We start from the raw sequence: 25,816 nt of genomic DNA on the forward strand, positions 1-25,816 counted from the left end.
TTGGCGAGGAAAACGAAAAAACAAAAATGAGCCCCTTTCCGTCCGGATGGTTCCCACAAACGGAAATGGGGCTCACTCGGTCATCGACGATTCACTTTCCAACTTCGTTCGCTCCTTTTACGCGCCGTATTTTTTCAACAGGTCGTTATATTGGGCGGAAAGCTTGAAAAACAACGGCTTGTCACCGGCCGCGAGCGCTTCATCAATTTGTTCCATCAGTTTTTTTCTTTGAAACTGGAAGATCGCTTCTTTCAGCACTTGTTCGGCCATCGGTCCGTAGCTGCTTTTTTCTTCCGGCTGGTTGAACAAAACGGTGCCTTCATTCGGGTATTGTTTTTCGTACATGATTCAGTCCCTCCCATATGGGAACGAAACAGTTCCCTTTCTTATATTATCGTCGTTTTTGATGCTAATGTAAAGAAAATTTAGATAAATATTTTTTGTCAATTTTTTCTCTACATGATTTTTATACCCGTTTTTTGTTGGGGCTTAACAGTTTTTCGGTTATGATAAGAGGAGAACAAGGCAAAGGTGATGGCGATGATTCGCACGTGTGTCGTGACAAAAGAATTTGAGATTTTGTATGATGTTGACGTAACGCTTGTCAACAGCCCGGATGTCTCATGGTATTGGGTTGACTTTCATGAGCCGACGGATGAGGAATCGGCGCTGCTCGCCTCCTTTTTCCGTTTTCACCCACTGGCGATTGAAGACTGTCTCGAATATGTGCAGCGGCCGAAGCTCGATTTTTATGACCGCTACTTGTTTGTTGTGCTTCATGCCATTGCCGGGATGACGCTGGAGGCTGAGGAAGTCGATTTGTTTGTCGGGCAAAACTTCATCGTTTCGTTTCATAAGTCGCCGATTCATGCCGTCGACGAGGTGTGGGAGCGATTGAAGCATGAAGAAGATGTTCAGCAGGGGCCGTTTCACGTCATGTACCGGCTGATCGACAAGCTTGTGGATGATTATTTTCCACCGCTTTACCATATTGAAGACGTGCTGAACGATTTAGAGGAGAATACGAACAATGAACCGATTCACGACATTATTGAAAAAGTGTTTGACATTCGCGGTGATTTATCGAAGCTGCGCCGAACGATCGTGCCGATGCGCGACTTGTTGTACCGCATCATCCACTCCGACCGGCTGCAGCGCATGAAAGAACGGCAGCTGTACTTTCATGACATTTATGATCATTTGCTGAAGCTGTCGGAAATGATTGAGACAAACCGAGAAATTACCGCGGATATCCGCGACAGCTATTTATCGCTCAACTCGAATCGAATGAACAATATTATGATGACATTTACAGCCATTACGACCATTTTCATGCCGCTCTCCTTTATTGCCGGCATTTATGGGATGAACTTTGATTATATGCCTGAATTGCACTGGAAGTACGGATACTTTGTTGTATTGGCCGCCATGGCGGTGATCGGCATGACGATGTTCGTCTGGTTTAAGCGCAACGGTTGGTTTCAGTTGTTGAAAGGAGACTGGGCGAAGGAGGAGCGAGAGCGCCGCCAGTAGCCGTATAAAACGGGCTGTTCCCCTCATATACATAATTACATCATGACGGCAGCGTAAGCGCGAAGGAGGGGAACCGATGGCAAGAGGAATTTGGGGCGTCGACTCGGCGCAAGCCGTAACGGATCAGCTGTTTCAATGCGTGCGGACGGAGCTTGGCTATCCGAAATTTTGGGGCCGTTATTTGTCGGAAGTGCCGAACGTGTCCGAAGGGTTGACACGCGACGAGATCGCCCGCATCCGCAACTATGGCGTGAAGGTGCTGCCGATTTATAACGCCTTCCGCGAAGCGGTCGGCTATGCGAACGGTCAGGTGGCGGCGCGCAACGCGGTGTTCCATGCGCGGCGGCTCGGCATTCCGAAAAATAAACTGCTGTTTGCCAACATCGAAGACTTTTTCGCTGTGGATGCCGCTTGGATCGCTGCTTGGGTGGAAACGCTCTATCCGACCGGATACCGGCCGGGGCTGTACGCGGACCCGACGAAAGGGGATTTCGCCGCTGCCTATTGCGAGGCGGTCAGCCGGAACAACCAAGTGGCGGTGCAGGCGGTCATTTGGAGCGCCGCACCAAGGCCGGGAACGACGAAAGAGCAGAAAGCGCCGCGCTATCAGCCGGCTGCCCCGCCTTGCAGCGCGAATGTCTGGGTGTGGCAGTACGGACGTGATGCAGAAGTCTGCCCGGTTGACACGAATTTAGCTGACCGACGCCTATTGGACTTTTTGTATTGAACAAAGCCGTTGCAAAAAGGCAGCGGCTTTTTTATGCGGCTAAAGAATTGTTGGCTGTTGCGCGTCTTTTCTTTTAATTTTTTTGCTTGGATTGATTATATTAGTAATAGGAAAAAAGGAGGATGTCAGTCGGTTGGGAAAAACGGAACGATGATCGAAAGGAGAGGGAATATGGATCGATCTGTCGCCTCGTTGTTGGATCGCATCCATGAACAATACGAACGATGGAGGGCGGGGCCGCCGCTTGACGGTGGGGAATTGGCCCGATTTTTCAATGCTGTCGGCCGGACGGCGGCGGTGATTGGTCGCAGCGACATCGCTGCTGAAGCAGAGCGGCTCATTCATCGATTGAACGGCCAAACAAAACGGCAATGGACAGCGGAGGAGGCGCTGATGGAGATGGTTTCTCTCCTTCGCTGCTTCTATGAAGCCGGGGAAGCGGCTTCTGCCGCCATTCCCTCTTCGCACCGCCAAGGGCCGAAAGCAGCGATTCTCCTCTGTGGAAATGATCCCCTGTTTTTTGCTTACGTCCGCGGCGCCCTGCAAACCGTGCCATGGCGTTTCACGACGATTCCCTCCCTTGAGCAGGCGGCCGCGTCGATGTTTCGTCTCAGCCCGGATTGCATCATCGTCAGCGTGAAGGAGGGAGAGTGGGAGAATCCGGACTTGACGGTTTTGCTTGAGCGCGCCGGACAGCGCCCCTATCTTCCTGTTGTCATTGTAAGGAGAGACGAGGGCAAAGAGGGGCGGTTGAAAGGTTATGAGCTTGGCGCGGATGATGTCATCACCACCCCAGCGGCAGATGAGCTGTTCGTTCGCGTTCGCCGGCTCATTGAAAAAAAACGAAAAATCGATGACCTTGTGCTCATTGACGAATTGACAGGTGTGTACAACCGGAAGTATTTGCCGCGGGTATACGCCCGCCTTCGGAGCGACCTCGAGCGTTACGGAGCGCCAAGCTGTTTGGCGTTGCTTGATTTGGACCATTTCAAACAAGTCAATGACCGTTTCGGCCACCTTGCAGGCGATGCGGTATTGCAAAAGCTGGCTGCCTTTTTGCGCCAACATACACGTGGAGTGGATACGGTCGTTCGCTTGGGGGGCGAAGAGTTTGTCGTTTGGCTGGCCAAAACGTCCAAAAGCGAGGCTCGTGCAGTGCTTGAGCGGCTGCAACGCCAGTTCGCCGCCGAAAAAGTCGAAGCGGATGGCGCACTCCTATCATGTACGTTTTCCGCCGGCCTGGTTGAGTGCGATGAACCGGATCGGCCGCTTGACTATTGGCTGCGTCTGGCCGACAAGGCGCTGTATGCGGCGAAACGAGGCGGCGGCAATCGGATCGAAGAGGCGGCGCGTGAGAAAAGCGGTTTTTCGGATGAGGCCCCAAGCCAAGCATCAACGGATCGGCGGCGATGGGCGATTGCCATCGTAGACGACGATGAACTCGTGCGGATGATGATTGCTGATCTTGTCCGCAAGCTCGTCAATGAACAGGGGAGGAAAGCAGACATTTACGAGTTTGGCGACGGCCTTTCGTTTCTCGAATCTCCGTTTTATCAAAGCGGGCGGCAATCTGTCGTCATTTTGGATCGGGTGATGCCAAAAATGGACGGCCTTGAAGTGCTGAACCGCCTCCGTCAAGAGCGAAAGCCATACAAGGTGATGATGCTGACGTCGCGCCAAGATGAGCGGGATATTGCCCATGCGCTGAACCGAGGAGCGGACGAGTATGTGACAAAGCCGTTTAAATGGCTTGAGCTTGAGGCGCGGCTGCGCCGGCTGTTGAAGGAGTTGGAGGAGTGATGGCGCTTTTTTCTGCCTTAGCCGCAACGATTGTTTTCCTTGCACTGTTAGTAAACCTCTTTCTCTATTTGGTGGTGCGAAAATGGAGGGAAAATAGACGCCAGGCAGAGATCAGGGTTTTGAAGAAGCGGTTCCATCTTCCGCTGTTTCGTTATGTGCTCGGCGAAGAGGAAGAGCTGCCGTTGCCGTCTTCGCCGCTTGAGCGTGAGGCGATGATGGAGCTTCTTGACCATTTCGCTTCGCTCTTGAAAGGAGAAAAGGTGCAGGAGAGAATCCGAACATTGGCGGAAAAGCATTTTCAAGGATGGCTGCGCCGCCGGTTGTCAAGCCGGGATTGGAGCGAGCGGATGAACGCACTGTTTCTGATCGAGGATTTGCAGATGAAGGCGATGCTGCCGGAGATGGAGCGGTTGTACCTCTCCGACCGGGTGACGAGAGGAGAAGAAGCAAAACTGTTGACGATTTTCGCCCGATTTGACTATAGCTCAGTGGTGGCCTACGTGCTTGAGCCGAAATATGAATTGACCGAGTTTGCGTACCGAGTTATTTTTGGCCATATGAGCGAGCGGCTGCTTCGACAGGTGGAACAGCGATTTGATGAGCTGACGCGGGCGGGGAAATGCGCGTTCGTGGATATGATCGGCATCCGCCGGCGCGAGGAGCGGTCGTTTTTGCTGGAGCTGTTGGCATCCGATGAGTTGGAGCTTCGCGTTCGCGCGCTCAAGGCGATGGCGGAAATCGGCATGCCGCTTGAAGCGGAGAGGCTCAAGCAGCATTTGTGCTCCTTTAGAGGACTGGTGATTGAACAGGGAAGGCGGCTCAATCCTGTTTTTCCTCAAACGGAGAAGCCTTACGGATATTGGCTCTTCACCACAACATGTACTTGACAAGCAATACGGTTTCCTGCACAAAGATGTGCAAAAATCACTGATTTGTTGATTTTCCCTCACAAGCGTAAATAGGGTATGTTCAGAAAAAATCAAGTACAACTTTTGGTGAAGAGCCACAAAAAAATTCGTCATCAGCAGAAGGATGAACATGTCCCTATATTGAGCGCTGCCACTTTACACATTTTGGAGTTCGGGTATTTTTAGGATTGGTGAAAAAACAGGGTGAAACAAAAGAGAGATCGATGTTTCTGCTGCCGGCTCGGTGCTAAGATGCCCCCCTTGTTGAAAAAACAGGCGTCCGCTTAATAGCGGTCGCCGAGTCGTTTAAATACGGGTTTTGTCAGCCGTTTCGGCTTTTGTTCCGGCTTTTCTTTTAATCCGGTGTAGGCCATGAGAATGGCTTTTGCCTCTGACAGCGGCATCCGAGCTGGAGGGTTGCGGTATGAATCGTTGAGAGCGCCAAGGTGCGGAAGGGCGGCGAAATCTTGTTTTGTCGGTGGGATGTGGAAGTAGTAGTCGCCGACGGCGACAAGCACGTCGGATTGTTGTTGGCTGTATTTCGGATTGCGGGAAAAATGGAGGCCCACTTTTTTCGCCTTCCCCTCCTCGAGCAGCTTTTCAATCGCCTTTTTCTTTAGAAGATAAAGGAATGCAGGATTCAACGCGGTTTTCGCATGGCGGTTGACGGTAAAAATCGCTTTGGCAATATTGTCGACCGTCAATTGCAACGGTTTCATCGGCATGTCTCCTTTTTTCTTTCTATTATAACATAGGAAGCAGCGTTGTTGGCCGGTTTGTCCTACTTCTAGCCGGGGGTAAGCGAAAAAACGGTCAACTCCGGCGGAGCGAAGAAGCGAAGCGGCACCCGCGTCGTGCCAAGGCCGCGGTTGACGTACAACAAGAGTCCGCCGACGTGGTAAAACCCTTCATAATACCGCTCAGACAACGGCGGCGTGATAAGCGGCCCGATAAACGGCAACTGAATTTGCCCGCCGTGGCTATGGCCAGACAGTTGAACGTGAATAGGGAAGCGGCGAGCCTCAATGGCACCGTCCGGCTCATGAACGAGGGCGATCGTATATGTCGCCCGCGGAATGCCGTTCGTCATTTTCGACCAGTCCGGGCGTCCGAGCATCATATCGTCGCTGCCGGCGATCGCGATCGCCCCGTGGCCGCGCCGGACGAGTGCATGCTCATTGACGAGAACGCGGAACCCGGCTCGTTCCATCAATCGACGGTAAATATCTGTTCCATAGCCGCCGTGATCATGGTTTCCGTAAATACAAAATTTCCCAAGAGGAGCGCGGACGCCGGCCAACGCCTCAGCGACCGCGTCGACGTGCGGATACCGGTTCGCCTCATGGAGCAGATCGCCTGTGAATACGACGAGATCGGGCCCGAGTTCGTTGATGCGGCCCATGATGCGGTAAAAGCGTTCCAAGCCGTAATAATGGCCGAGATGGAGATCACTGAACTGCAGCAGCTTGACGCCGGCAAACGACTTTGGGATCAGCGGATGCGACAGTGCATGGTGCGTCACGGTCAGCTCGGCTGGCTCAATCCAGCGGGCGTAGCCAGAGGCGGCTGCCATCGCCAGCGCTGCGCTGAAACTTGTGCGCGCCAGCTTTTTCAAAAAGGCGCGCCGGCTTAGTTTGGTTGTTTCGATATGGTGCATCGTTTCGCCGTCCTTTCACAAGTAGCTTTATTATAACGAAAAGGGGGAGAGAAGGACAATAGGGGAACAATAATGTTCGAATATTCCGCTATTTTATGATATGATAGAAATGAATGAGTAATCAGTCATTAGGAGGAGAAATGGATGAACGGAAAAGTGATCATTGTGACCGGCGGGTCGAGCGGAATGGGGAAATATATGGCGAAGCGGTTTGTTTCTGAGGGGGCCAACGTCGTCATTACGGGAAGGCGGGCCGAGGCGCTCGAAGAGGCCAAGCGGGAAATCGCCGCGCCGGATGGAGGGAAAGTGCTTACGATCCCGATGGATGTGCGCAACCCGGAACAAGTGGCGCACATGGTGGAGCGGACTGATGCGGAATTCGGCCGCATCGATGCCCTCATCAACAATGCGGCGGGCAATTTCATTTGCCCGGCGGAAAAGTTGTCGATCAACGGCTGGAACAGCGTCATTAACATTGTGTTAAACGGCACGTTTTACTGCAGCCGGGAAGTCGGCAACTACTGGATTCAGCGCGGCTTGAAAGGGAACATTATCAACATCGTTGCGACATATGCCTGGCATGCCGGCGCCGGGGTCATTCATTCAGCGAGCGCCAAGGCTGGAGTGCTGGCAATGACGCGCACGCTTGCTGTGGAATGGGGGAAAAAGTACGGCTTCCGCGTCAATGCGATCGCTCCCGGACCGATCGAACGGACCGGCGGGGCGGAGCGGCTTTGGGAATCAGAGGAAGCGGAGCGGATGACGTTGGAAAGCGTGCCGCTCGGGCGGCTCGGGACGCCGGAAGAAATCGCGGCGGTCGCCTCGTTTTTGCTTTCGGATGAAGCCGCTTACATTAACGGCGCTTGCATCACAGTCGACGGCGGCCAATGGCTGAACCGGCGGCCGTTTTAACATCTTTCCGAAAGAAGTCTCCCACTTTGAAACGAAGTGAAAGTGGGAGATGAATTCGGTTGGCGTTAGCCAACGAATAGGATAGAATATGGCTAGAACGGACACCTTCGGAACGAAGGGAAGCGTAAAGGGTTCTTGTGTGTGGCTTACCGTTCGGCGAACACACACAAGTCGCTTGAAGCCCCCATCTCTAAGCGAAGCGTAGGTGGTGGGTAGTTCACTCAAATTTGCCGTAAAGAAAGATGGTCCTCACCCAAAAGGGATTGCAGGCGGTATTTCTTCATTTATCGCGGGCAACCGGCTCATTGCACGTAACGGCTTTTGTCACAAGCGGATTCCCTGCTGTCAGGGGAGCCGCTTTTTTTACGTCAGGAACGATTGGGCAATTATGCTATAATAAAGGCAAAGATGGTCGATGGGAATGAGGTGGGCACGATGGATGCATTAGACGTTATGGCCAACTTGCCGCAAGTGATTCCGCACTATCAACCGATTTTCAGCGCCGATGAGCATGGGGTCGTCGGCTATGAAGTGCTCGGTCGGTTTCAAACGGAAACAGGGCCGGTCAGCCTTGGGCCGTTTTTTCACGATGAAACCATTCCAGAAGAATTTCGCATCGAAGTGGATGATGTGGTTACGAAAAAGGCGCTCGACTATTTTCTGTCGCTTGATGATCAAACGTTGCTCATTTTTTTAAACCGTGATGCCAACTTGCTGATGCTTGACCGCGGCGAGTCGTTTTTGCAGCTGCTTCTCACCTACGAAGCGAAAGGGTTGGCGCTAAGCCGCATCGTTTTGGAAATCAACGAGCAGCATTTCAAGGGAGACGTCGATCAGCTCAGCCATTTATTGACGTATCTTCGTACATACGGCGTTAAAGTGGCGGTCGACAACATCGCCGAACATAGCATTCATCTTGAGCGAATCGGCGTCTTGTCGCCTGACATTTTAAAAATCGATTTGCGTGAATTGCGGAAAACGTCCGTTCATCAAGCATACCAGGAAATCGTTCACTCGATTTCGCTGTTGGCGCGCAAAATCGGAGCGACGCTCCTGTATGAGGACATCGAAACGTCATTTCAGCTTCAGTATGCTTGGCGGCATGGCGGCCGCTATTATCAAGGGTATTATTTGGCCAAGCCGGCGCCTGAGGTTGTGCCGCGCGATTTGTTGAAAGACTTGCTCCGCCAAGAGTGCCATCGCTTCATCCAGCAGGAAAAGAAAAAGCTTGAAACGCTGTATCAAATTGCTGAGCAGTTTCAGCAGCGGATCAGCGCGCTGCTTGGCAAATACAAAAAAGCCGCCGATTTTAACGAGCTCATTTCCCTGTTGGCCGGCGAGCTCGACGATGTTTGCTTCCGCATTTATGTTTGTGATGAGGACGGCTTCCAGCAGTCGGGCAATATGTTCAAGCGCGGCGGCCGGTGGGAGCTTCAGCCGCAATATTATATGAAAAACTGGAGCTGGCGCCCATATTTTTTGGAAAACATTATTCGCATGCGCTCGCGCCGAAGAGGGATTTTGTCCGATTTATACACGGATATTGAAACAGGGGAAACGATCCGGACGTATTCGTATCCGATCGATGAGCGCCATTACTTGTTTATTGACTTGTCGTACAGCTATTTGTTTGAGCATGACGCCCATTATTGACTGCATAAAATCGCCTCATTGCGGCAAAGTAAGCATGAGGTGAAACGTATGGCACAGCTGACTTTCGTATTATCTGTCCTTTCTGTATTGATTGCGGTGATTGGATTTATCTATACGGTCCGTCTCGGCCGCCAGCAGCGCTGGCAAGGAGAGCTTGACGGGCCGATCCCGAAAACGGTCGAGGAGCATGCCTATTTGCGCAACCCGATATTGCTTGCGTATGTGCTCGCCGTCTTGCTTGCTGTGTTTGCCATCGGTTATTTGGCGCTTCGATATTATTGAACGGAAGGTGTCCCAACAAGGCGGGACACCTTTTTTGATGGCCGCCATGCACAAAATATCACGCATCTGTCTGCTTTAAGGAGAGAAAACCGTTTTTTGGTCGCTTGGAAATGACGGTTTTTTCCATGACTTTTTTCCTTTGCCGGCGAATATATATGGAAGCGGAAGAGGCAAAGGGGGAATGGAGATGACGAAGCGGCTGCCGACAAGGCTGTCGGGCGAGGAAGCGGCGTTATTGCTTGACGTTTTGTTCAGCCAGCAATATGCACTCGAGCTCATCCGCTCCGAGCTGGCGGATATCGAAAACGGAGACAAGGAGGTCGATGAACACCGGTACCGGCAGCTGTTGCGTTTATACGACCGCCTGTTGACAGAGGAAGAGGAAGGATAAAAATTGTTGTGCACTATCGCTATCGCAGGAAGCGATAGTCTTTTTTATGGTATGATAACAGTGTGGAGAGGAGAAGATGCAGAAGAAAGGCGGAACATCGGCATGACATGGGAACACAATGAATTCATGCAAATGACTGTCAAGCCATTTCTGATTCCGGCGGATAAAGTGGCGCATGTGCAGCCGGGAAATTATTTGGATCATGCGCTGCTCGTCCTGACGAAAACCGGCTATTCGGCGATTCCGGTATTGGACACATCTTATAAGCTTCACGGGCTCATCAGCATGACGATGATGATGGATGCAATTTTAGGATTGGAGCGCATCGAATTTGAACGTCTCGAGACGATGAAGGTCGAAGAAGTGATGAACCGAAACATTCCGCGCCTGCGGCTTGACGACAGCCTGATGAAGGCAGTGGGGCTTATTGTCAACCATCCGTTCGTGTGTGTGGAAAATGACGACGGCTATTTTGCAGGCATTTTCACTCGACGGGAAGTACTGAAGCAACTGAATAAACAGCTGCACAGGCCTAATGGCGGCCGGAAGCTAGGCCGAAAAGAGGCTGAACAATGAGCAGAAAGGTAATCGTGTGCAATAACAAGAGCAGCTGGCTTTGGCTGATCAGTTCGGAAGCTGCGTGGCAACTTCCGCAAGTACAAGCCTTCGAGAAGATATTTACAGCATTTTGCTCGATGAATTTGTGCTTGTCACAATGATCTCTGTTTTGCTAAAGTAAAAAAGAATACAGGTGTAAAGGAGGATATCGCCCATGAAGATGATGGACGCCAATGAAATCATTTCCTTTATTCAAAACAGCAAAAAATCGACACCAGTCAAAGTATACATAAAAGGGGATCTCGAAGGCATCGATTTCGGCTCAAGCGCGAAAACGTTTATTACCGGCAACGTCGGCGTCGTGTTTGGCGAATGGCAAGACATTCAAGCGGCAATCGAAGCGAATCAAGACAAAATCGAGGACTATGTCGTCGAGAACGACCGCCGCAACTCGGCCATTCCGCTTTTGGATTTGAAAGGCATCAAGGCGCGCATTGAGCCGGGCGCTATCATCCGCGACCATGTCGAAATCGGCGACAACGCCGTCATTATGATGGGAGCGGTCATCAATATCGGCGCCGTCGTCGGCGAAGGAACGATGATCGACATGAACGCGGTGCTCGGCGGCCGGGCGACGGTCGGGAAAAACTGCCATATCGGCGCCGGCGCGGTGTTGGCAGGCGTGATCGAGCCGCCATCAGCCAAGCCGGTCGTCATTGAAGACGATGTGCTCGTCGGGGCGAATGCCGTTATTTTGGAAGGCGTCACGGTCGGCAAAGGAGCGGTTGTGGCTGCCGGCGCCGTTGTTGTCGAAGACGTGCCGCCGTATACGGTCGTGGCCGGCGTGCCGGCGCGCGTCATTAAGCAGATCGACGAGCAAACGCGGGCGAAAACGGAGATTAAGCAGGAGCTTCGCCAATTATAATCATCATAAAAGCTGTCCCTTCACACGAGGACAGCTTTTTTACCCATGGAGGAGAGACGATGTCTGCGATCAGCCCATTTGTCGCCATTCGCCGCGACTTGCATCAAATTCCGGAGCTTGGGTTTCAGGAGTTTAAGACGCAGCAATATTTGCTTCGCTATATCCAGTCCCTGCCGCAAGAGCGGCTTCAAGTCCGGACGTGGAAAACCGGGATTTTCGTCAAAGTCAACGGAACATCGCCGCGCAAAACGATCGGCTACCGCGCCGATATGGACGGGCTGCCGATTCGCGAGGAGACCGGCTTGCCGTATCGGTCGAAACATGAAGGGCACATGCACGCGTGCGGCCACGATGTGCATATGAGCATCGCTCTTGGCGTGCTCACCCATTTTGCTCATCATCCATTGGAAGATGATTTGCTGTTTGTGTTCCAGCCGGCCGAGGAAGGACCGGGCGGAGCAAAGCCAATGTTAGAAAGCGACATCATGCGGGAATGGAAGCCGGATATGATCGTCGCCTTGCATATTGCGCCGGAATATCCAGTCGGTACGATTGCAACGAAAGAAGGGTTGCTGTTTGCCAATACGTCGGAGCTGTTTATTGATTTGAAGGGAAGAGGTGGCCACGCGGCGTTTCCGCATTTAGCGAATGACATGGTCGTCGCCGCCTGCGCATTGGTGACGCAGCTGCAGTCGATCGTCGCCCGCAACGTCGATCCGCTTGACAGCGCGGTCATTACGATCGGGAAAATTGCCGGCGGGACGGTGCAAAACGTCATTGCGGAGCACGCCCGGCTCGAAGGAACGATTCGGACGCTGTCGACTGCAGCGATGCAGAAGGTGAAGCGGCGGATTGAAGCGATCGTGCATGGCATTGAAGTCGCGTACGAATGTGAAACATCCATCGATTACGGTGCCATGTACCATGAAGTGTACAATGATCCGGATCTGACAGCGGAATTTATGAAGTTTGCCAAGGCGCACGGCGGCGTGAATGTGATCCGTTGCAAAGAAGCGATGACTGGCGAAGATTTCGGCTATATGTTGGCGGAAATTCCTGGATTTATGTTTTGGCTCGGTGTTGATTCGCCATATGGGCTGCACCATGCAAAACTGGTTCCGAACGAGGAAGCGATCGACCGCGCCATCGCGTTTTTAATCGACTATTTTTCATGGAAAGGAAACGCAGAATGAAGTATAGTTCCGCCTCTAGCAACACACATTAATGAGTGTGAGGAGGTGGATTGTGATGGCGAAAATTGGTGTTGAGCCATCGTTGACGGATGTACAGGAAGCGTTGAAAGAGCGAGGATATGACGTTGTGCCGCTCCGAGGGGAGCAAGACGCAAGAGGCTGCGACTGCTGCGTCATTACCGGCCTGGACGCCAATATCGCCGGCATTCACAACATCGTGACGTCCGGTCCGGTCATTGAAGCGAGCGGGCTCACCGCAGAAGAGATTTGCCAAAAAGTCGAAGAAAAACTTCGCTGATGACGAACGTTCGGACTGTGTGCGCTGGCAGCCCGTTTTTGGCGAAATGGCGAAATCGCATAGCGTAAAGGAATGGTGGAAAAGGAACGAAGAACGTTTTCGTTCCTTTTTCTTTTTTGCTAAAATAAGGGGAAGAAACAATGCTTGATCAACGATGGAGGAGTGTCAATGAAAAAGAAACAGTTTGCCGTCATCGGCCTCGGGCGCTTTGGCGGCAGCATCTGCCGGACGCTGAGCGAACAAGGGATGGAAGTATTGGCCATTGATATTGATGAAGACCGGGTAAACGAATTTGCGTCGATCGCTTCGCACGCCGTCGTCGGCGACACGACCGATGAAAACGTGCTGAAAAGTTTAGGCATCCGCAACTTCGACCATGTCATTGTCGCGATCGGCGACAACATCCAGGCGAGCATTTTGACGACCCTGATTTTAAAAGAGCTCGGCGTCAACCATATTACGGTCAAGGCAACGAACGATTACCATGAGAAAGTGCTGAAAAAAATCGGCGCTGATCAAATCGTGCATCCAGAGCGCGACATGGGCGAGCGGATCGCTCACAATTTGATTTCCAACAACGTCCTAGATTATCTGGAGCTGTCGGACAAATACAGCATTGTCGAAATCGTGGCAAGCGAGCGGCTTGACGGCCATTCGCTTTTGGAGCTTGACATCCGCGCCCGCTATGGCATCAACATCGTCGCCATCAAGCGTGGAGCAAGCGTCATCGTCTCCCCGCTCGCTTCGGAAATCATCCGCAAAGGCGACGTGTTGGTCGTCATCGGCGCTGACAGCGACATTGACCGGTTTGAGGAAAAAGTGGTCGGTTGACGGCTGGCAGGCGGCCTGTGCATGATGATGACGGAAAAAGGGCATCCTTTTGCAAGGACGCCCTTTTTTCTTTAGATTTCCATGATGATCGGCAAAATCATTGGCCGCCGTTTCGTCCGCTCGTACAAGAACGGAGCGAGCGTTTCCGTAATTTCGTTTTTGATCTCCGACCATTGGTTCGTTTTCCGTTCCAGCACTTTTTCGAGATGCTTGGAGATCAACACTTGCGCTTCGCTGATTAAGTCACCTGACTCACGCATATAGACGAAGCCGCGAGAAATAATGTCCGGGCCGGCGGCGATTTTGAACTCTTTCATGTTGATGCTGACGACGACAATCACGAGCCCTTCCTCAGACAAAATGCGGCGGTCGCGCAAGACGATGTTGCCGATGTCGCCGACACCGCTGCCGTCGATGTAGACGGAGCCGGACGGGATCTTGCCGACGATGCGCGCTTCTTTGTCGCTGATGCCAAGCACTTCGCCGTTGTCCATAATAAAGCAGTTTTCCTCCGGCACGCCGCAGTCGATGGCGAGCTTGGCGTGCATTTTTTGCATGCGGTATTCGCCGTGGATCGGCATGAAATATTTCGGCTTCATCAGCCGGATCATCAATTTTTGTTCTTCCTGCCCACCGTGGCCGGACGTATGGATGTCGTTGAGCGGGCCATGGATGACTTCTGCACCGGCGCGGTACAGCATGTTGATTGTCCGGTTGACGCTCACCGTGTTGCCCGGAATCGGCGATGAGGAAAAGACGACCGTGTCGCCCGGGATGATTTGAATTTGCCGGTGCGTGCCGTTGGCGATGCGCGACAAGGCGGCCATCGGCTCCCCTTGGCTGCCGGTGCATAAAATCGTCACCCGGTTGGCCGGCAGGCGGTTGATTTCGTTCGCGTCGACGAACGTGCCTTTCGGACATTTGATATAGCCGAGGTCTTGTCCGATCTCAATCGCCGCTTCCATGCTTCGACCGAAGACAGCGATTTTTCGGTTGTTGGCGACGGCTGCTTCCGTCACCTGTTGGAGACGGTGGATGTTGGATGCAAATGTGGCGAAAATGATGCGTCCTTCCACCTTGCGGAAAATGTCGTGAATGCTTTCACCGACGCGCCGCTCCGACATCGTAAAATGCGGGATCTCGCTGTTCGTGCTGTCCGACAGCAGGCAAAGAACTCCCTCTTTCCCAATTTCGGCCATTTTTGTCAAATTGGCCGGCTCGCCGACCGGCGTAAAGTCGAATTTAAAATCCCCAGTGTGAACGATTTGCCCGACTGGCGTTTTCACAACAATACCGTAGCTGTCCGGAATGCTGTGTGTCGTCCGGAAAAAGGTGACGGCCGTTTTTTGGAAGCGGATGACATCGTCTTCGCGAATCTCAATGAGTTTCGCTTGGCGCAACAATCCATGTTCCTCAAGCTTATTGCGAATCAGCCCAAGCGCTAATTTGCCGCCGTAAATCGGGATGTTCACCTGCCGGAGCAAATACGGAATGCCGCCGATATGGTCTTCGTGCCCGTGGGTGATGAACAGTCCTTTCACTTTGTCCGCGTGCTTCACTAAATAGGAGTAGTCTGGAATGACATAGTCGATCCCAAGCAGCTCATCTTCCGGAAACTTAATGCCTGCGTCAATGACAATGATTTCGTCTTGGAATTGTACGCCGTATGTATTTTTTCCGATTTCACCCAGTCCGCCGAGGGCAAAAACGCCAACTTGCTGGTCTGTCAACAGCTTCATGATGAAATCTCCAATACTTGAAAGTTCGGGCTTTTCTTTTCGTATTCTAGATGCGCTCCCTCTAACGGCTGAATATACTCAATATTGATCGGACGGCCTTCGAGTTTTCGGCGTACATCCCGCTCTGATTCTGCTTCGATGTAGAGTGTTTTCGTTTTTTCTCTCACGGGCACCTCGTCTGCGTTTTCTTGGTAAAACACTTTGAAAATCATCGTGAAATCTCTCCTTATCGTACAATGGTTGCTCTATCTATTATATAAGAATGTAACGTTCTTTTCATGTATTTTGTTGCCAAAAGCAAAAAACAGGCGTGAGATGTGCCGACGATATGCATCATCTTTGATGAATGTTGCCCGCTTTATTCGCCAAAGTGGGAAAGAAGCCCTTCGAATGGAAGGGCTGTTGTTGTAACGGTCAGGCGATCAATTTTTTCCGGAGCAGGTCTTTCCACTGTTGAAGCAGCTTTTTTTTCAGCTTTTTCAACATGTTTCATCACTCCTTACCTTTTATTGTACTCATTTTGCGGTGAAAGTAAATGTTCTATTCTATATGATATGTAGGCGGAGGTTTGTTTTTCATGGGTAAAAATGGGACAGATCGTGCCTCTTGGTTGACATTCCGGGCGTTTTTCAGTACGGTAAACAATGAACAATTTTTTTACAAGGGGAAGTGAACGTGGGCAGAAAAATCGTCTTTTTCGACATCGACGGCACGCTTCTTGATGAGCAAAAGCAGCTGCCGTTGTCAACGATCGAAGCGGTTCGCCGCCTGAAGCAGTCGGGCGTTTATGTCGCCATCGCCACCGGACGCGCTCCGTTTATGTTTGAGCATGTGCGCAAACAGCTTGGCATCGATTCGTTCGTCAGTTTCAACGGCCAATACGTCGTTTTTGAAGGGAATGTGCTATACAAGCAGCCGCTCCGGCGCGAGAAAATCAGGGCGCTGACGGAGGAAGCCCACAAAAACGGCCATCCGCTCGTCTTTATGGATGCGGAGAAAATGAGAGCGAGCATCAGCGACCATCCGCACATCCACGTCAGCATGGCGAGCCTAAAATTCGCCCACCCGCCTGTCGACCCTCTTTATTATGAGAACAAAGACATTTACCAAGCGCTTCTGTTTTGCCGCGCCGAGGAAGAAGAACCGTATGTGCGCAACTATCCCGAATTTCGCTTCGTCCGTTGGCACGACGTCTCGACGGATGTGCTGCCGGCAGGGGGCTCGAAGGCGGAAGGCATCCGCATGATGATCGAAAAGCTCGGGATCGATAAGAAGGATGTGTACGCGTTCGGCGATGGATTGAATGATATTGAAATGCTGTCGTTTGTCGGAACCGGGGTGGCGATGGGCAACGCCCATGAGGAAGTGAAAAGGGTCGCCGACTTCGTTACGAAGCCGGTCGATAAGGAAGGCATTTGGTACGGATTGAAACAGCTGCAGCTCATCCGATAAAAAGCGGCCTTGGCCTTTTCGGCGAGGCCGCTCGCCATTGACAGCGGGCTTTTTAGCGCCCGATTGGAATCGCTCCGTCCGGCACTTGAAACGGGTCATCGGGGTTGATGCGGTCATAGAACATAATGCCGTTTAAATGATCGATTTCATGTTGGAAGACGATGGCCGGCAACCCTTTTAAGCGCAGTGTGACTTCTTCGCCGTCGATCGTCGTCCCAGTGACCGTGATGCGGGCATAGCGCGGCACATACCCCGGCACGTCGCGGTCGACCGACAGGCAGCCTTCCCCGGTCGTCAAGTAACATTGCTGGACGGAATGGCTGACGATTTTCGGATTGAACAAGGCGTAGCTGTACAGCGTCCCGTTTTCATCGGTGACATGGACGGCGATCATCCGCTTTGAGACGTTGATTTGCGGGGCGGCAAGGCCAATGCCGGGCCGCAGGCCGTATTTCGCTGCCAGCTCCGGGTCTTGGCTCATTTTCACGTAGTCAAGCAAGCTTTGCAAAATGCGCTTATCTTCCTCTGAAGGCGGCAACGGAACGGGTTCGGCGATTTTCCGCAATGTCGGATGCCCCTCTTTGATGATGTCCTTCATCGTGATCATTCGCTTCGTTCACTCCCTACGTTTGGCATCGCTGTCTATCGTTTAGTCTAACAAAATGAGCATCGATCGTAAATAAAAACGCAACCGCACGAATATATTATTCGAGTATAAGGAAAACAATAAGACAAATTCGAGAAAACGTTTTCATTATCTTGTCAAGCCACTGTGTGTTTTGTATTTTGTGAAAATATAATACAGGACTCATACAGATGGTGAGGGATGTAATATAACAGTTTGTGGGCGGAATATTACCAATTCCAATTTCACCCAAAAGATAAAGCGAAAAAACATGAGAAATCAAAGTCGTTGACGGTTGATCCAAGAACGTGTAAACTAAAACTTGCAAATGCGTATTGTACTAATTCAATCTTGAAAAATAGTGAAACAGATTTCGGCGCCTTTGTTGCTTGCGTTGGCGCCGGATGGCGGCCGTTTTTTATTTCTCTTTCATTTTGGGTACATTAATAGTATATGGGTGAATGTATTCTCATTTCTAAAATTTCTCATGAAAGGCAGAGGTGGATGACATGGGTGTGAAAACCTCCCAGTTTCGATTTGCGGAGCAGCTCGAGAAAGTAGCCGAGCAGTTTCCGACGTTTCAAATTTTGAATGAAGAAGGCGAAATCGTCAACGAAGAGGCGATGCCGGAGTTAAGCGATGAGCAGCTGAAAGAGCTGATGCGCCGCATGGTGTATACGCGCATCCTCGACCAGCGCTCCATTTCGTTGAACCGCCAAGGCCGACTCGGGTTTTACGCGCCGACCGCCGGGCAAGAAGCGAGCCAAATCGCCAGCCATTTTGCGCTTGAGAAAGAAGATTTCATTTTGCCGGGATATCGCGACGTTCCGCAAATCATTTGGCACGGGCTTCCGCTTTATCAAGCGTTTTTGTTCTCGCGCGGCCACTTTCATGGCAATCAAATTCCTGAAGGCGTCAACGTCTTGCCGCCGCAAATTATTATCGGGGCTCAATACATTCAAGCGGCCGGCGTGGCGCTCGGTTTGAAAATGCGGGGCAAAAAGGCGGTGGCCATTACATATACCGGCGATGGGGGCACATCGCAAGGCGACTTTTATGAAGGGATCAACTTCGCGGGGGCGTTTAAGGCACCGGCCATCTTTGTTGTGCAAAACAACCGCTTTGCCATCTCGACGCCAGTGGAGAAGCAAACGGTCGCCAAAACATTGGCGCAAAAAGCGGTCGCTGCCGGCATTCCGGGCATTCAAGTCGACGGCATGGATCCGCTTGCGGTCTACGCCGCGGTGAAAGCAGCCCGCGAACGCGCCATTAACGGCGAAGGGCCGACGCTCATCGAAACGCTTTGCTTCCGCTACGGTCCGCACACGATGTCCGGCGACGATCCGACGCGCTATCGTTCGAAAGAACTCGAAAACGAATGGGCGAAAAAAGACCCGCTTGTCCGCTTCCGCAAGTTTTTAGAAGCGAAAGGTTTATGGAGCGAAGAGGAAGAAAACCGCGTCATCGAGCAGGCGAAAGAGGACATCAAGGAAGCGATCAAAAAAGCGGACGAAACGCCGAAACAAAAAGTGACCGACTTAATCAGCATCATGTTCGAAGAGCTGCCGGCGAACTTAAAAGAGCAGTATGAAATTTATAAAGAGAAGGAGTCGAAGTAAGCCATGGCGCAAATGACAATGGTTCAAGCGATCACCGATGCGCTGCGCATCGAGATGAGAAACGATCCGAACGTGCTGGTGTTTGGCGAAGACGTTGGGGTCAACGGCGGCGTATTCCGGGTGACCGAAGGGCTGCAAGCTGAGTTTGGCGAAGAACGTGTGTTTGATACGCCGCTGGCCGAATCGGGAATTGGCGGTTTGGCGATCGGCTTGGCTTTGCAAGGGTTTCGCCCGGTGCCGGAAATTCAGTTTTTCGGGTTCGTCTATGAGGCGATGGATGCGATTTGCGGACAAATGGCGCGCATCCGCTACCGCACTGGCGGCCGCTACCATGTTCCGATTACGATTCGTTCGCCGTTTGGGGGCGGCGTCCATACGCCAGAATTGCACTCAGACAGCTTAGAAGGACTCGTCGCCCAACAGCCGGGCTTGAAAGTCGTCATCCCGTCGACGCCGTATGATGCGAAAGGATTGCTCATCTCGGCGATCCGCGACAACGACCCGGTTATTTTCCTTGAGCATTTGAAACTGTACCGTTCGTTCCGACAAGAGGTGCCGGAAGGAGAGTACACAATTCCGATCGGCAAAGCAGACATTAAGCGTGAAGGGAAAGACATTACGATTATCGCGTACGGGGCCATGGTGCATGAATCGTTAAAGGCGGCGGCAGAATTAGAGAAAGAAGGCATTTCTGCCGAAGTCGTCGACTTGCGCACCGTGCAGCCGCTCGATATTGAGACGATCATTGGTTCGGTCGAAAAAACGGGCCGCGCCATCGTCGTTCAAGAAGCGCAACGGCAAGCCGGCATCGCCGCCAACGTCGTTGCTGAAATTAACGAGCGCGCGATTTTAAGCCTTGAGGCGCCTGTATTGCGCGTCGCCGCGCCGGATACCGTCTATCCGTTCGCTCAAGCAGAATCGGTGTGGCTGCCGAACTTTAAAGACGTGATCGAGACGGCGAAAAAAGTGATCAACTTCTAATTTGGACAAGTCCGGGGGAGCGAAGCGCCTTCCCCCGCTCATTTTCGGCAAACGATAGGAGGTCGACCTACAGTGGCATTTGAATTTAAGCTGCCGGACATTGGCGAAGGCATTCACGAAGGCGAGATCGTCAAATGGTTCGTCAAGCCGGGCGATGAAGTGAACGAAGACGACGTGTTGTGCGAAGTGCAAAACGACAAAGCGGTCGTCGAGATCCCATCTCCTGTCAAGGGGAAAGTGCTTGAGATTCTCGTCCCGGAAGGAACGGTGGCGACGGTTGGGCAAACGCTCATTACGCTCGATGCGCCGGGCTATGAAAACATGACGTTTAAAGGACAAGAACACGAAGAAGTGAAAAAAGAGGAAAAAGCGGAAACGGTGTCGAAAAAGGAAATGGTTGAGACCGCTGCTCCGAGCGCACCGGCGGCCGAAGCGGAAGTCGACCCGAACCGCCGCGTCATCGCGATGCCGTCTGTGCGCAAATATGCGCGTGAAAAAGGCGTCGATATCCGCCTCGTCCAAGGCACGGGGAAAAACGGCCGCATTTTGAAAGAAGATATTGATGCCTTCCTCGCCGGCGGCGCGAAAGCCGCGGCTGAGCCGACGCCGCAAGCGGCGGAAGAGAAGGCAGCGCCGCAAGCGCCAGCGGCGAAACCGGTTATGCCGGAAGGCGAATTCCCGGAAACGCGCGAGAAAATGAGCGGCATCCGTCGGGCGATCGCCAAGGCCATGGTGCATTCGAAACATACGGCCCCGCACGTGACGCTGATGGACGAAGCCGATGTGACGAAGCTTGTTGCTCACCGAAAAAAATTCAAGGCCATTGCCGCGGAAAAAGGCATCAAGCTGACGTTCTTGCCGTATGTCGTCAAAGCGCTTGTTTCTGCGCTGCGTGAATATCCGGTGCTGAATACGTCGATCGACGATGCGACGGAGGAAATTATTCATAAGCATTACTACAACATCGGCATCGCCGCTGATACGGATCGAGGGTTGCTCGTGCCGGTCATTAAACATGCCGACCGGAAGCCGATTTTCGCGCTGGCGAAGGAAATCAACGAACTCGCTGAAAAAGCGCGCGAAGGCAAACTGATGCCAAACGAAATGAAAGGCGCATCGTGCACGATCACGAACATCGGCTCAGCCGGCGGGCAATGGTTTACGCCGGTCATCAACCATCCGGAAGTGGCGATTCTTGGCATCGGCCGCATTGCCGAAAAACCGATCGTCCGCGACGGTGAAATTGTCGCTGCTCCGGTCTTGGCGCTCTCGCTCAGCTTTGACCATCGGATGATCGACGGAGCGACAGCGCAAAAAGCGCTCAACCATATCAAGCAGCTGTTAAGCGATCCAGAATTATTATTAATGGAGGCGTAAAACGATGGTAGTTGGCGATTTTGCAATTGAAACAGAAACGCTCGTCGTTGGCGCCGGCCCTGGCGGCTATGTCGCCGCCATCCGCGCCGCACAGCTCGGCCAAAAAGTGACGATTGTGGAAAAAGGAAATTTGGGCGGCGTCTGCTTAAACGTCGGCTGCATCCCGTCCAAGGCGCTCATCTCGGCAAGCCATCGCTACGAGCAGGCGAAACATTCCGACGAGATGGGCATCAAGGCGGAAAACGTCACGGTTGATTTCTCGAAAGTGCAAGAATGGAAAGCGAGCATCGTCAAAAAATTGACGGGCGGCGTCGAAGGACTTCTCAAAGGCAACAAAGTCGACATTGTCAAAGGGGAAGCGTACTTCGTCGACGCCAATACGGTGCGCGTGGTCAACGGCGACAGCGCGCAGACGTATACGTTTAAAAACGCGATTCTGGCCACCGGTTCGCGTCCGATCGAGCTGCCGAACTTCAAGTTTTCCGGCCGCATTCTCGACTCGACCGGTGCGCTCAACCTCGGGGAAATCCCGAAATCGCTCGTTGTCATCGGCGGCGGCTACATCGGCATCGAACTCGGTACGGCTTACGCCAATTTTGGTGCGAAAGTGACGATTCTGGAAGGGGCCGGTGAGATTTTATCCGGCTTTGAAAAGCAAATGGTGTCCATCATTAAGCGCCGTCTGAAGAACAAAGGGGTCGAAGTTGTGACGAATGCGCTCGCAAAAGGAGCCGAAGAGCGTGCAGACGGCGTGACGGTCACGTATGAGGCGAACGGCGAAACGAAAACGATCGACGCCGACTATGTGTTGGTGACGGTCGGCCGCCGACCGAATACAGATGAACTTGGTCTTGAACAAATCGGCATCAAAATGACGAACCGCGGCTTGATTGAAGTGGACCAACAATGCCGGACAAGCGTGCCGAACATTTTCGCCATCGGCGACATCGTTCCAGGCCCGGCGCTCGCCCATAAAGCGTCGTATGAAGGGAAAGTGGCGGCGGAAGCCATCGCCGGCCATCCGTCGGTAGTGGATTACATCGCCATTCCGGCTGTAGTCTTCTCCGATCCAGAATGCGCCTCGGTCGGCTACTTTGAACAACAGGCGAAAGAGGAAGGCATCGACGTCATTACGGCGAAATTCCCGTTTGCCGCCAACGGCCGCGCTCTGTCACTCAACGATACGGACGGCTTCTTGAAGCTTGTCGTCCGCAAAGAAGACGGCGTTGTGATTGGAGCGCAAATCATCGGCCCGAACGCCTCGGATATGATCGCCGAGCTTGGGCTGGCCATTGAAGCCGGCATGACGGCGGAAGATATCGCCTTGACGATTCATGCCCATCCGACGCTTGGCGAAATCGCCATGGAAGCGGCGGAAGTGGCGCTTGGCACGCCGATTCATATCATTGCGAAGTAACGGAAAACGAAGGTGCCCCAAACACAGCGGGGCACCTTTTTCCTGCGGTGCAATAAGCAGGAAACATCATCCAGAAGCAAGATGATTGGCAGAAAAGAAATGAATCTGCGGCGGCAGCTGTATGTTCGCCTGTTGCTGCGCCCGGTCGACAGTCTTTTGTCCAAAGGAGCGGCCTGGTCCATTTCTTGTCCAATTTCCCATACTATTTTCCGCTCTCGCTTCATATCGTTATGGTAAAGAACAAGCGGGAGATGGAGTTGAAATGAAAGCTTACGTTGCATTTTTGATGCAGATGATGATTTGGAGCAGTTTCTCATTGATCGAGTGGCTGTCAGGAAGAGACCGCCTGTTTTTCCGCGGGCTGATGCTGTGCATCTTTATGTACATCGCGTTTTTGCTGGCCCGCCAGCTCGGCTTGGCGACGCGCAAGGCGGCGCTGACGACGATTGGGACGGCGGCGGTGTACTTTGCCGGTCAGCATGTCATTTGGCAGGCCGTTCAATAAAAAACAGCGGTCGAATGCCCGCTGTTTACGCGCTGCCAAACACCATCGTCCGGCCGCTGAACAAGTGCAGTTCACCGCCGAGCGTTTTCGCCAGCCATTTGCTGAATTCATTGGCCTTCCCTTTATCCCCATGCGTCGCCCCCGGCGGCAGTGCGATGTCAATGAATGTCTCTTCTCCAGCTGTTCGCACGGAAATCGCCATCCCTTTGTACAAACGGCCGTCGCCTTGCAAGTAGAGAACGGATTCGTGTATGCGGACCGTATACGGGAAAGCGGCCTGTTCATACGCCCAACCAAGCTGTTCCCCTGTCTTTTTGAGCGCCATCTGGTAGCGCTCGAGCAGCTGTTTGACGTCCTCGATGGTCATCGTTTTCCCCGCAGGCAGCTTTAGATCGGTGTTCATCATTCCTTCCCCTCCCACCATTTCCATTGCGTCTTTATCCTTATTGTACCATATGTTGGCGGACAATAAATGGAAAAAGAGCGGTTTCAAAAAAGTTCTTTTTTATTAAATGTGATATACAAATTAGGATTGACAATTGAAATGTGATATATTATTATGAAATCAACAAGCGAATTTATCATCACAAAGGGGTTTTGGGGATGGGCACGATCGTATGTCAAACGTGTGATGCGACGATTGCGTATTTCGAAGATGAAAAAGTGACAACGCTTTATGGGAAATGTGATTGCTGCGAGCATGACCATGAGGGCGGAGAAAAAGAATAAAACGGTCAAACCGATGGGGGAAAGGAACGGATAGAGGCGCGCATGTCGACAAGTCACATGCGCGCCGTTTATTTTGGCAAAAAAGCACAAGCCAGGCAAAACCGGCTTGTGCGATCAGCGGATCGGTTTATATTCCTTAATGACGCGCAACGTCTGCAGCGTGTCGTCTTCCGGCCCTTGGACAGGGAGGCCGGCAGCCAAGTTCGTCTCAATATACTTCAAGTTTTCTTCCGTGATGATTTCGCCTGGAATAAAAATTGGAATGCCAGGCGGATACACCATCACAAATTCGGCGATGATTCGGCCGGCCGATTCGTGAAACGGCACGACTTCCGTTTCGGCGTAAAACGCATCGCGCGGCGTCAAGGCTAAGGCCGGGATGTCCGGAAGGAGCACTTTCGGCTTGATCCCTTTCTCTGCCTGATGGCTGAACTGCTTCGACAAGCGGCGGAGCGCTTCAACGAGCAGGCTCGCCTCCCGTTCGGTATCGCCCGGGGTGATGATGCACAAAATGTTGTATAAATCGGAAAGCTCGACTTCAATGTTGTACGTTTCGCGCAGCCACCGTTCGACGTCATGGCCGGTCAGCCCGAGCTCTTTAACCGAAATGATGAGCTTTGTCGGATCGTAGTCGTACGTTGCTTCCGTGCCTAAAATCTCTTCGCCGACGCAGTACAAATATGGAATCTCGTTGATTTGCCGGCGCGTCCAGTCGGCGAGTCGAATGGCTTTGTCGATGAGTTCACGCCCTTTCGTCGCCAACTGTTTGCGGGCGACATCAAGCGAAGCGAGCAACAAGTACGACGTTGAAGTCGTCGTCAGCATGCTTAAAATCGCCTGCACGTGTTTCGCGGAGACGAGTCCTTCGCGCACATTCAAAATCGAGCTTTGCGTCAGCGATCCGCCGAGCTTATGGACGCTTGTCGCCGCCATATCGGCGCCCGCTTGCATCGCTGAGAGCGGCAAGTCCTCATGAAAATGAATGTGCACGCCGTGCGCTTCGTCGACAAGCACCGGAACGTTGTACGAGTGGGCGATATCGACGATTTTTTTCAAATCGCCGGCAATGCCAAAGTACGTCGGGTTGATGACGAGCACCCCTTTGGCGTCCGGGTGCTGGCGGAGCGCTTTTTCCACTGCTTGCGGCGTAATGCCATGGGAAATGCCAAGCTCCTTGTCGATTTCGGGATGAATGAAAATCGGCGTCGCTCCAGAAAAGACAATGGCCGACATGACCGATTTATGGACGTTGCGCGGCACGATGATTTTATCGCCCGGCCCGGCGACCGACATGACCATCGTCATGATGGCGCCGCTCGTTCCTTGCACGGAAAAAAACGTATAATCGGCGCCGAACGCTTCGGCAGCGAGCTCCTGCGCCCGTTTGATCATCCCTTTTGGATGGTGCAAGTCATCGAGCGGGCTGATGTTGATTAAATCAATCGCCAAGGCGTTGTCTCCGATGAAAGCGCGAAACTCCGGATCCATGCCGGCCCCTTTTTTATGGCCGGGAATGTGAAATTGAACCGGATTTTTTTTCATATGCTCCAACAAACCGGTAAACAATGGTGTCTCGAGTTGCGACAATGGTTTTTCACACCTCTTTATCTCGAGGATAAAACAAGTGCATTATAGCATGGATTTTTCCGTTTGCAAAGAAGAAATGAATGGACGCTGAAAAAGGAAAACAGCGGTTCAAGAGAG

The 25,816-nt window shown here is 52.3% G+C and carries 29 protein-coding genes; 20 read left to right on the plus strand and 9 right to left on the minus strand.

What is annotated here, in order from left to right; genetic code table 11:
• Positions 1-117: 117 nt before the first annotated feature.
• On the minus strand, positions 118-345 hold the full coding sequence (locus QWV57_RS04870; protein WP_015374326.1) for an IDEAL domain-containing protein: 228 nt from the start codon (positions 343-345) through the stop codon (positions 118-120).
• 189 nt (positions 346-534) lie between these two features.
• On the opposite strand from QWV57_RS04870, the gene corA reads away from it, so the two are divergent.
• From corA to QWV57_RS04890, 4 genes are all read left to right on the plus strand, one after another.
• Entirely contained in the window at positions 535-1,533 is a 999-nt protein-coding gene (corA, locus tag QWV57_RS04875) for a magnesium/cobalt transporter CorA (protein ID WP_033005298.1), read from the plus strand.
• 76 nt (positions 1,534-1,609) lie between these two features.
• On the plus strand, positions 1,610-2,260 hold the full coding sequence (locus QWV57_RS04880; protein ID WP_015374328.1) for a glycoside hydrolase domain-containing protein: 651 nt from the start codon (positions 1,610-1,612) through the stop codon (positions 2,258-2,260).
• Between the two features lie 171 nt (positions 2,261-2,431).
• A complete protein-coding gene (locus tag QWV57_RS04885; protein WP_129447506.1) occupies positions 2,432-4,060 on the plus strand; it encodes a diguanylate cyclase in 1,629 nt (542 codons plus the stop codon).
• A gap of 119 nt (positions 4,061-4,179) precedes the next feature.
• On the plus strand, positions 4,180-4,947 hold the full coding sequence (locus tag QWV57_RS04890) for a hypothetical protein (RefSeq protein WP_015374329.1): 768 nt from the start codon (positions 4,180-4,182) through the stop codon (positions 4,945-4,947).
• A gap of 305 nt (positions 4,948-5,252) precedes the next feature.
• Here the strand turns inward: QWV57_RS04890 and QWV57_RS04895 are convergent, their stop codons facing one another.
• Positions 5,253-5,687: a YkyB family protein gene (locus tag QWV57_RS04895; protein ID WP_015374330.1), complete on the minus strand. Its 435-nt coding sequence runs from the start codon at positions 5,685-5,687 to the stop codon at positions 5,253-5,255.
• Positions 5,688-5,755: 68 nt separating this feature from the next.
• Positions 5,756-6,625, minus strand: coding sequence for a metallophosphoesterase (locus QWV57_RS04900; RefSeq protein ID WP_015374331.1), 870 nt, complete (start codon positions 6,623-6,625; stop codon positions 5,756-5,758).
• A gap of 144 nt (positions 6,626-6,769) precedes the next feature.
• Here QWV57_RS04900 and fadH point away from each other — a divergent pair, with 144 nt between their 5' ends.
• The 9 genes from fadH (at position 6,770) to QWV57_RS04945 (ending at position 13,668) form a co-directional block, all read left to right on the plus strand.
• The gene (gene fadH, locus QWV57_RS04905) at positions 6,770-7,537 is read left to right on the plus strand and encodes a 2,4-dienoyl-CoA reductase (RefSeq protein ID WP_013523307.1); all 768 of its coding nucleotides are present in this window, start codon (positions 6,770-6,772) and stop codon (positions 7,535-7,537) included.
• Positions 7,538-7,972: 435 nt separating this feature from the next.
• The gene (locus tag QWV57_RS04910; RefSeq protein ID WP_015374332.1) at positions 7,973-9,190 is read left to right on the plus strand and encodes an EAL domain-containing protein; all 1,218 of its coding nucleotides are present in this window, start codon (positions 7,973-7,975) and stop codon (positions 9,188-9,190) included.
• 48 nt (positions 9,191-9,238) lie between these two features.
• The gene (locus tag QWV57_RS04915; RefSeq protein ID WP_013145904.1) at positions 9,239-9,472 is read left to right on the plus strand and encodes a hypothetical protein; all 234 of its coding nucleotides are present in this window, start codon (positions 9,239-9,241) and stop codon (positions 9,470-9,472) included.
• 187 nt (positions 9,473-9,659) lie between these two features.
• Positions 9,660-9,863, plus strand: a complete 204-nt coding sequence (gene abbA / locus QWV57_RS04920; protein ID WP_013145903.1) for an antirepressor AbbA — start codon at positions 9,660-9,662, stop codon at positions 9,861-9,863.
• A 102-nt stretch (positions 9,864-9,965) separates the two neighbouring features.
• Positions 9,966-10,439: a cyclic-di-AMP-binding protein CbpB gene (cbpB, locus tag QWV57_RS04925; protein WP_011230548.1), complete on the plus strand. Its 474-nt coding sequence runs from the start codon at positions 9,966-9,968 to the stop codon at positions 10,437-10,439.
• Between the two features lie 196 nt (positions 10,440-10,635).
• Positions 10,636-11,346, plus strand: a complete 711-nt coding sequence (gene dapD / locus QWV57_RS04930) for a 2,3,4,5-tetrahydropyridine-2,6-dicarboxylate N-acetyltransferase (protein WP_011230549.1) — start codon at positions 10,636-10,638, stop codon at positions 11,344-11,346.
• 59 nt (positions 11,347-11,405) lie between these two features.
• Positions 11,406-12,539, plus strand: coding sequence for an N-acetyldiaminopimelate deacetylase (locus QWV57_RS04935; protein ID WP_015374334.1), 1,134 nt, complete (start codon positions 11,406-11,408; stop codon positions 12,537-12,539).
• Positions 12,540-12,594: 55 nt separating this feature from the next.
• Entirely contained in the window at positions 12,595-12,837 is a 243-nt protein-coding gene (locus QWV57_RS04940; protein ID WP_011230551.1) for a YkuS family protein, read from the plus strand.
• Between the two features lie 168 nt (positions 12,838-13,005).
• Complete coding sequence (locus tag QWV57_RS04945) at positions 13,006-13,668, plus strand: potassium channel family protein (RefSeq protein WP_013145901.1); 663 nt, start codon at positions 13,006-13,008, stop codon at positions 13,666-13,668.
• Between the two features lie 71 nt (positions 13,669-13,739).
• On the opposite strand, the gene rnjA is transcribed toward QWV57_RS04945, so the two are convergent.
• From rnjA to QWV57_RS04960, 3 genes are all read right to left on the minus strand, one after another.
• Positions 13,740-15,407, minus strand: a complete 1,668-nt coding sequence (gene rnjA / locus QWV57_RS04950) for a ribonuclease J1 (protein WP_011230553.1) — start codon at positions 15,405-15,407, stop codon at positions 13,740-13,742.
• Positions 15,404-15,619: a DNA-dependent RNA polymerase subunit epsilon gene (locus QWV57_RS04955; protein WP_013145900.1), complete on the minus strand. Its 216-nt coding sequence runs from the start codon at positions 15,617-15,619 to the stop codon at positions 15,404-15,406. The genes rnjA and QWV57_RS04955 overlap by 4 nt, the downstream gene beginning before the upstream one ends.
• Before the next feature lie 146 nt (positions 15,620-15,765).
• A complete protein-coding gene (locus tag QWV57_RS04960; protein ID WP_014195339.1) occupies positions 15,766-15,900 on the minus strand; it encodes a hypothetical protein in 135 nt (44 codons plus the stop codon).
• A gap of 176 nt (positions 15,901-16,076) precedes the next feature.
• On the opposite strand from QWV57_RS04960, the gene QWV57_RS04965 reads away from it, so the two are divergent.
• On the plus strand, positions 16,077-16,859 hold the full coding sequence (locus QWV57_RS04965; RefSeq protein WP_015374335.1) for a Cof-type HAD-IIB family hydrolase: 783 nt from the start codon (positions 16,077-16,079) through the stop codon (positions 16,857-16,859).
• Positions 16,860-16,911: 52 nt separating this feature from the next.
• Here the strand turns inward: QWV57_RS04965 and def are convergent, their stop codons facing one another.
• Complete coding sequence (gene def / locus QWV57_RS04970; protein WP_011230557.1) at positions 16,912-17,466, minus strand: peptide deformylase; 555 nt, start codon at positions 17,464-17,466, stop codon at positions 16,912-16,914.
• 527 nt (positions 17,467-17,993) lie between these two features.
• Here def and pdhA point away from each other — a divergent pair.
• The 5 genes from pdhA to QWV57_RS04995 all read left to right on the plus strand — a co-directional run bounded on the left by pdhA (position 17,994) and on the right by QWV57_RS04995 (position 23,383).
• Positions 17,994-19,103: a pyruvate dehydrogenase (acetyl-transferring) E1 component subunit alpha gene (pdhA, locus tag QWV57_RS04975; protein WP_013523311.1), complete on the plus strand. Its 1,110-nt coding sequence runs from the start codon at positions 17,994-17,996 to the stop codon at positions 19,101-19,103.
• 3 nt (positions 19,104-19,106) lie between these two features.
• Positions 19,107-20,084: a pyruvate dehydrogenase complex E1 component subunit beta gene (pdhB, locus tag QWV57_RS04980; RefSeq protein WP_011230559.1), complete on the plus strand. Its 978-nt coding sequence runs from the start codon at positions 19,107-19,109 to the stop codon at positions 20,082-20,084.
• Between the two features lie 72 nt (positions 20,085-20,156).
• Positions 20,157-21,461, plus strand: a complete 1,305-nt coding sequence (locus QWV57_RS04985) for a dihydrolipoamide acetyltransferase family protein (RefSeq protein ID WP_015374336.1) — start codon at positions 20,157-20,159, stop codon at positions 21,459-21,461.
• 4 nt (positions 21,462-21,465) lie between these two features.
• Complete coding sequence (lpdA, locus tag QWV57_RS04990) at positions 21,466-22,878, plus strand: dihydrolipoyl dehydrogenase (RefSeq protein ID WP_013145896.1); 1,413 nt, start codon at positions 21,466-21,468, stop codon at positions 22,876-22,878.
• A gap of 262 nt (positions 22,879-23,140) precedes the next feature.
• Positions 23,141-23,383: a hypothetical protein gene (locus QWV57_RS04995; protein ID WP_011230562.1), complete on the plus strand. Its 243-nt coding sequence runs from the start codon at positions 23,141-23,143 to the stop codon at positions 23,381-23,383.
• 25 nt (positions 23,384-23,408) lie between these two features.
• Here the strand turns inward: QWV57_RS04995 and QWV57_RS05000 are convergent, their stop codons facing one another.
• On the minus strand, positions 23,409-23,789 hold the full coding sequence (locus QWV57_RS05000; protein ID WP_013145895.1) for a DUF1885 family protein: 381 nt from the start codon (positions 23,787-23,789) through the stop codon (positions 23,409-23,411).
• Between the two features lie 197 nt (positions 23,790-23,986).
• Between QWV57_RS05000 and QWV57_RS05005 the strand changes: the two genes are divergently transcribed.
• Positions 23,987-24,112: a GapA-binding peptide SR1P gene (locus QWV57_RS05005; RefSeq protein ID WP_025949695.1), complete on the plus strand. Its 126-nt coding sequence runs from the start codon at positions 23,987-23,989 to the stop codon at positions 24,110-24,112.
• A gap of 114 nt (positions 24,113-24,226) precedes the next feature.
• Here the strand turns inward: QWV57_RS05005 and QWV57_RS05010 are convergent, their stop codons facing one another.
• Positions 24,227-25,699 (minus strand): aminotransferase class I/II-fold pyridoxal phosphate-dependent enzyme, encoded by a 1,473-nt coding sequence (locus tag QWV57_RS05010; RefSeq protein WP_011230565.1) that lies wholly within the window; start codon positions 25,697-25,699, stop codon positions 24,227-24,229.
• Between the last annotated feature and the right edge of the window lie 117 nt (positions 25,700-25,816).

Source organism: Geobacillus zalihae (assembly GCF_030414215.1).
In the GTDB taxonomy this organism is placed as follows: Bacteria; Bacillota; Bacilli; order Bacillales; family Anoxybacillaceae; genus Geobacillus; species Geobacillus zalihae.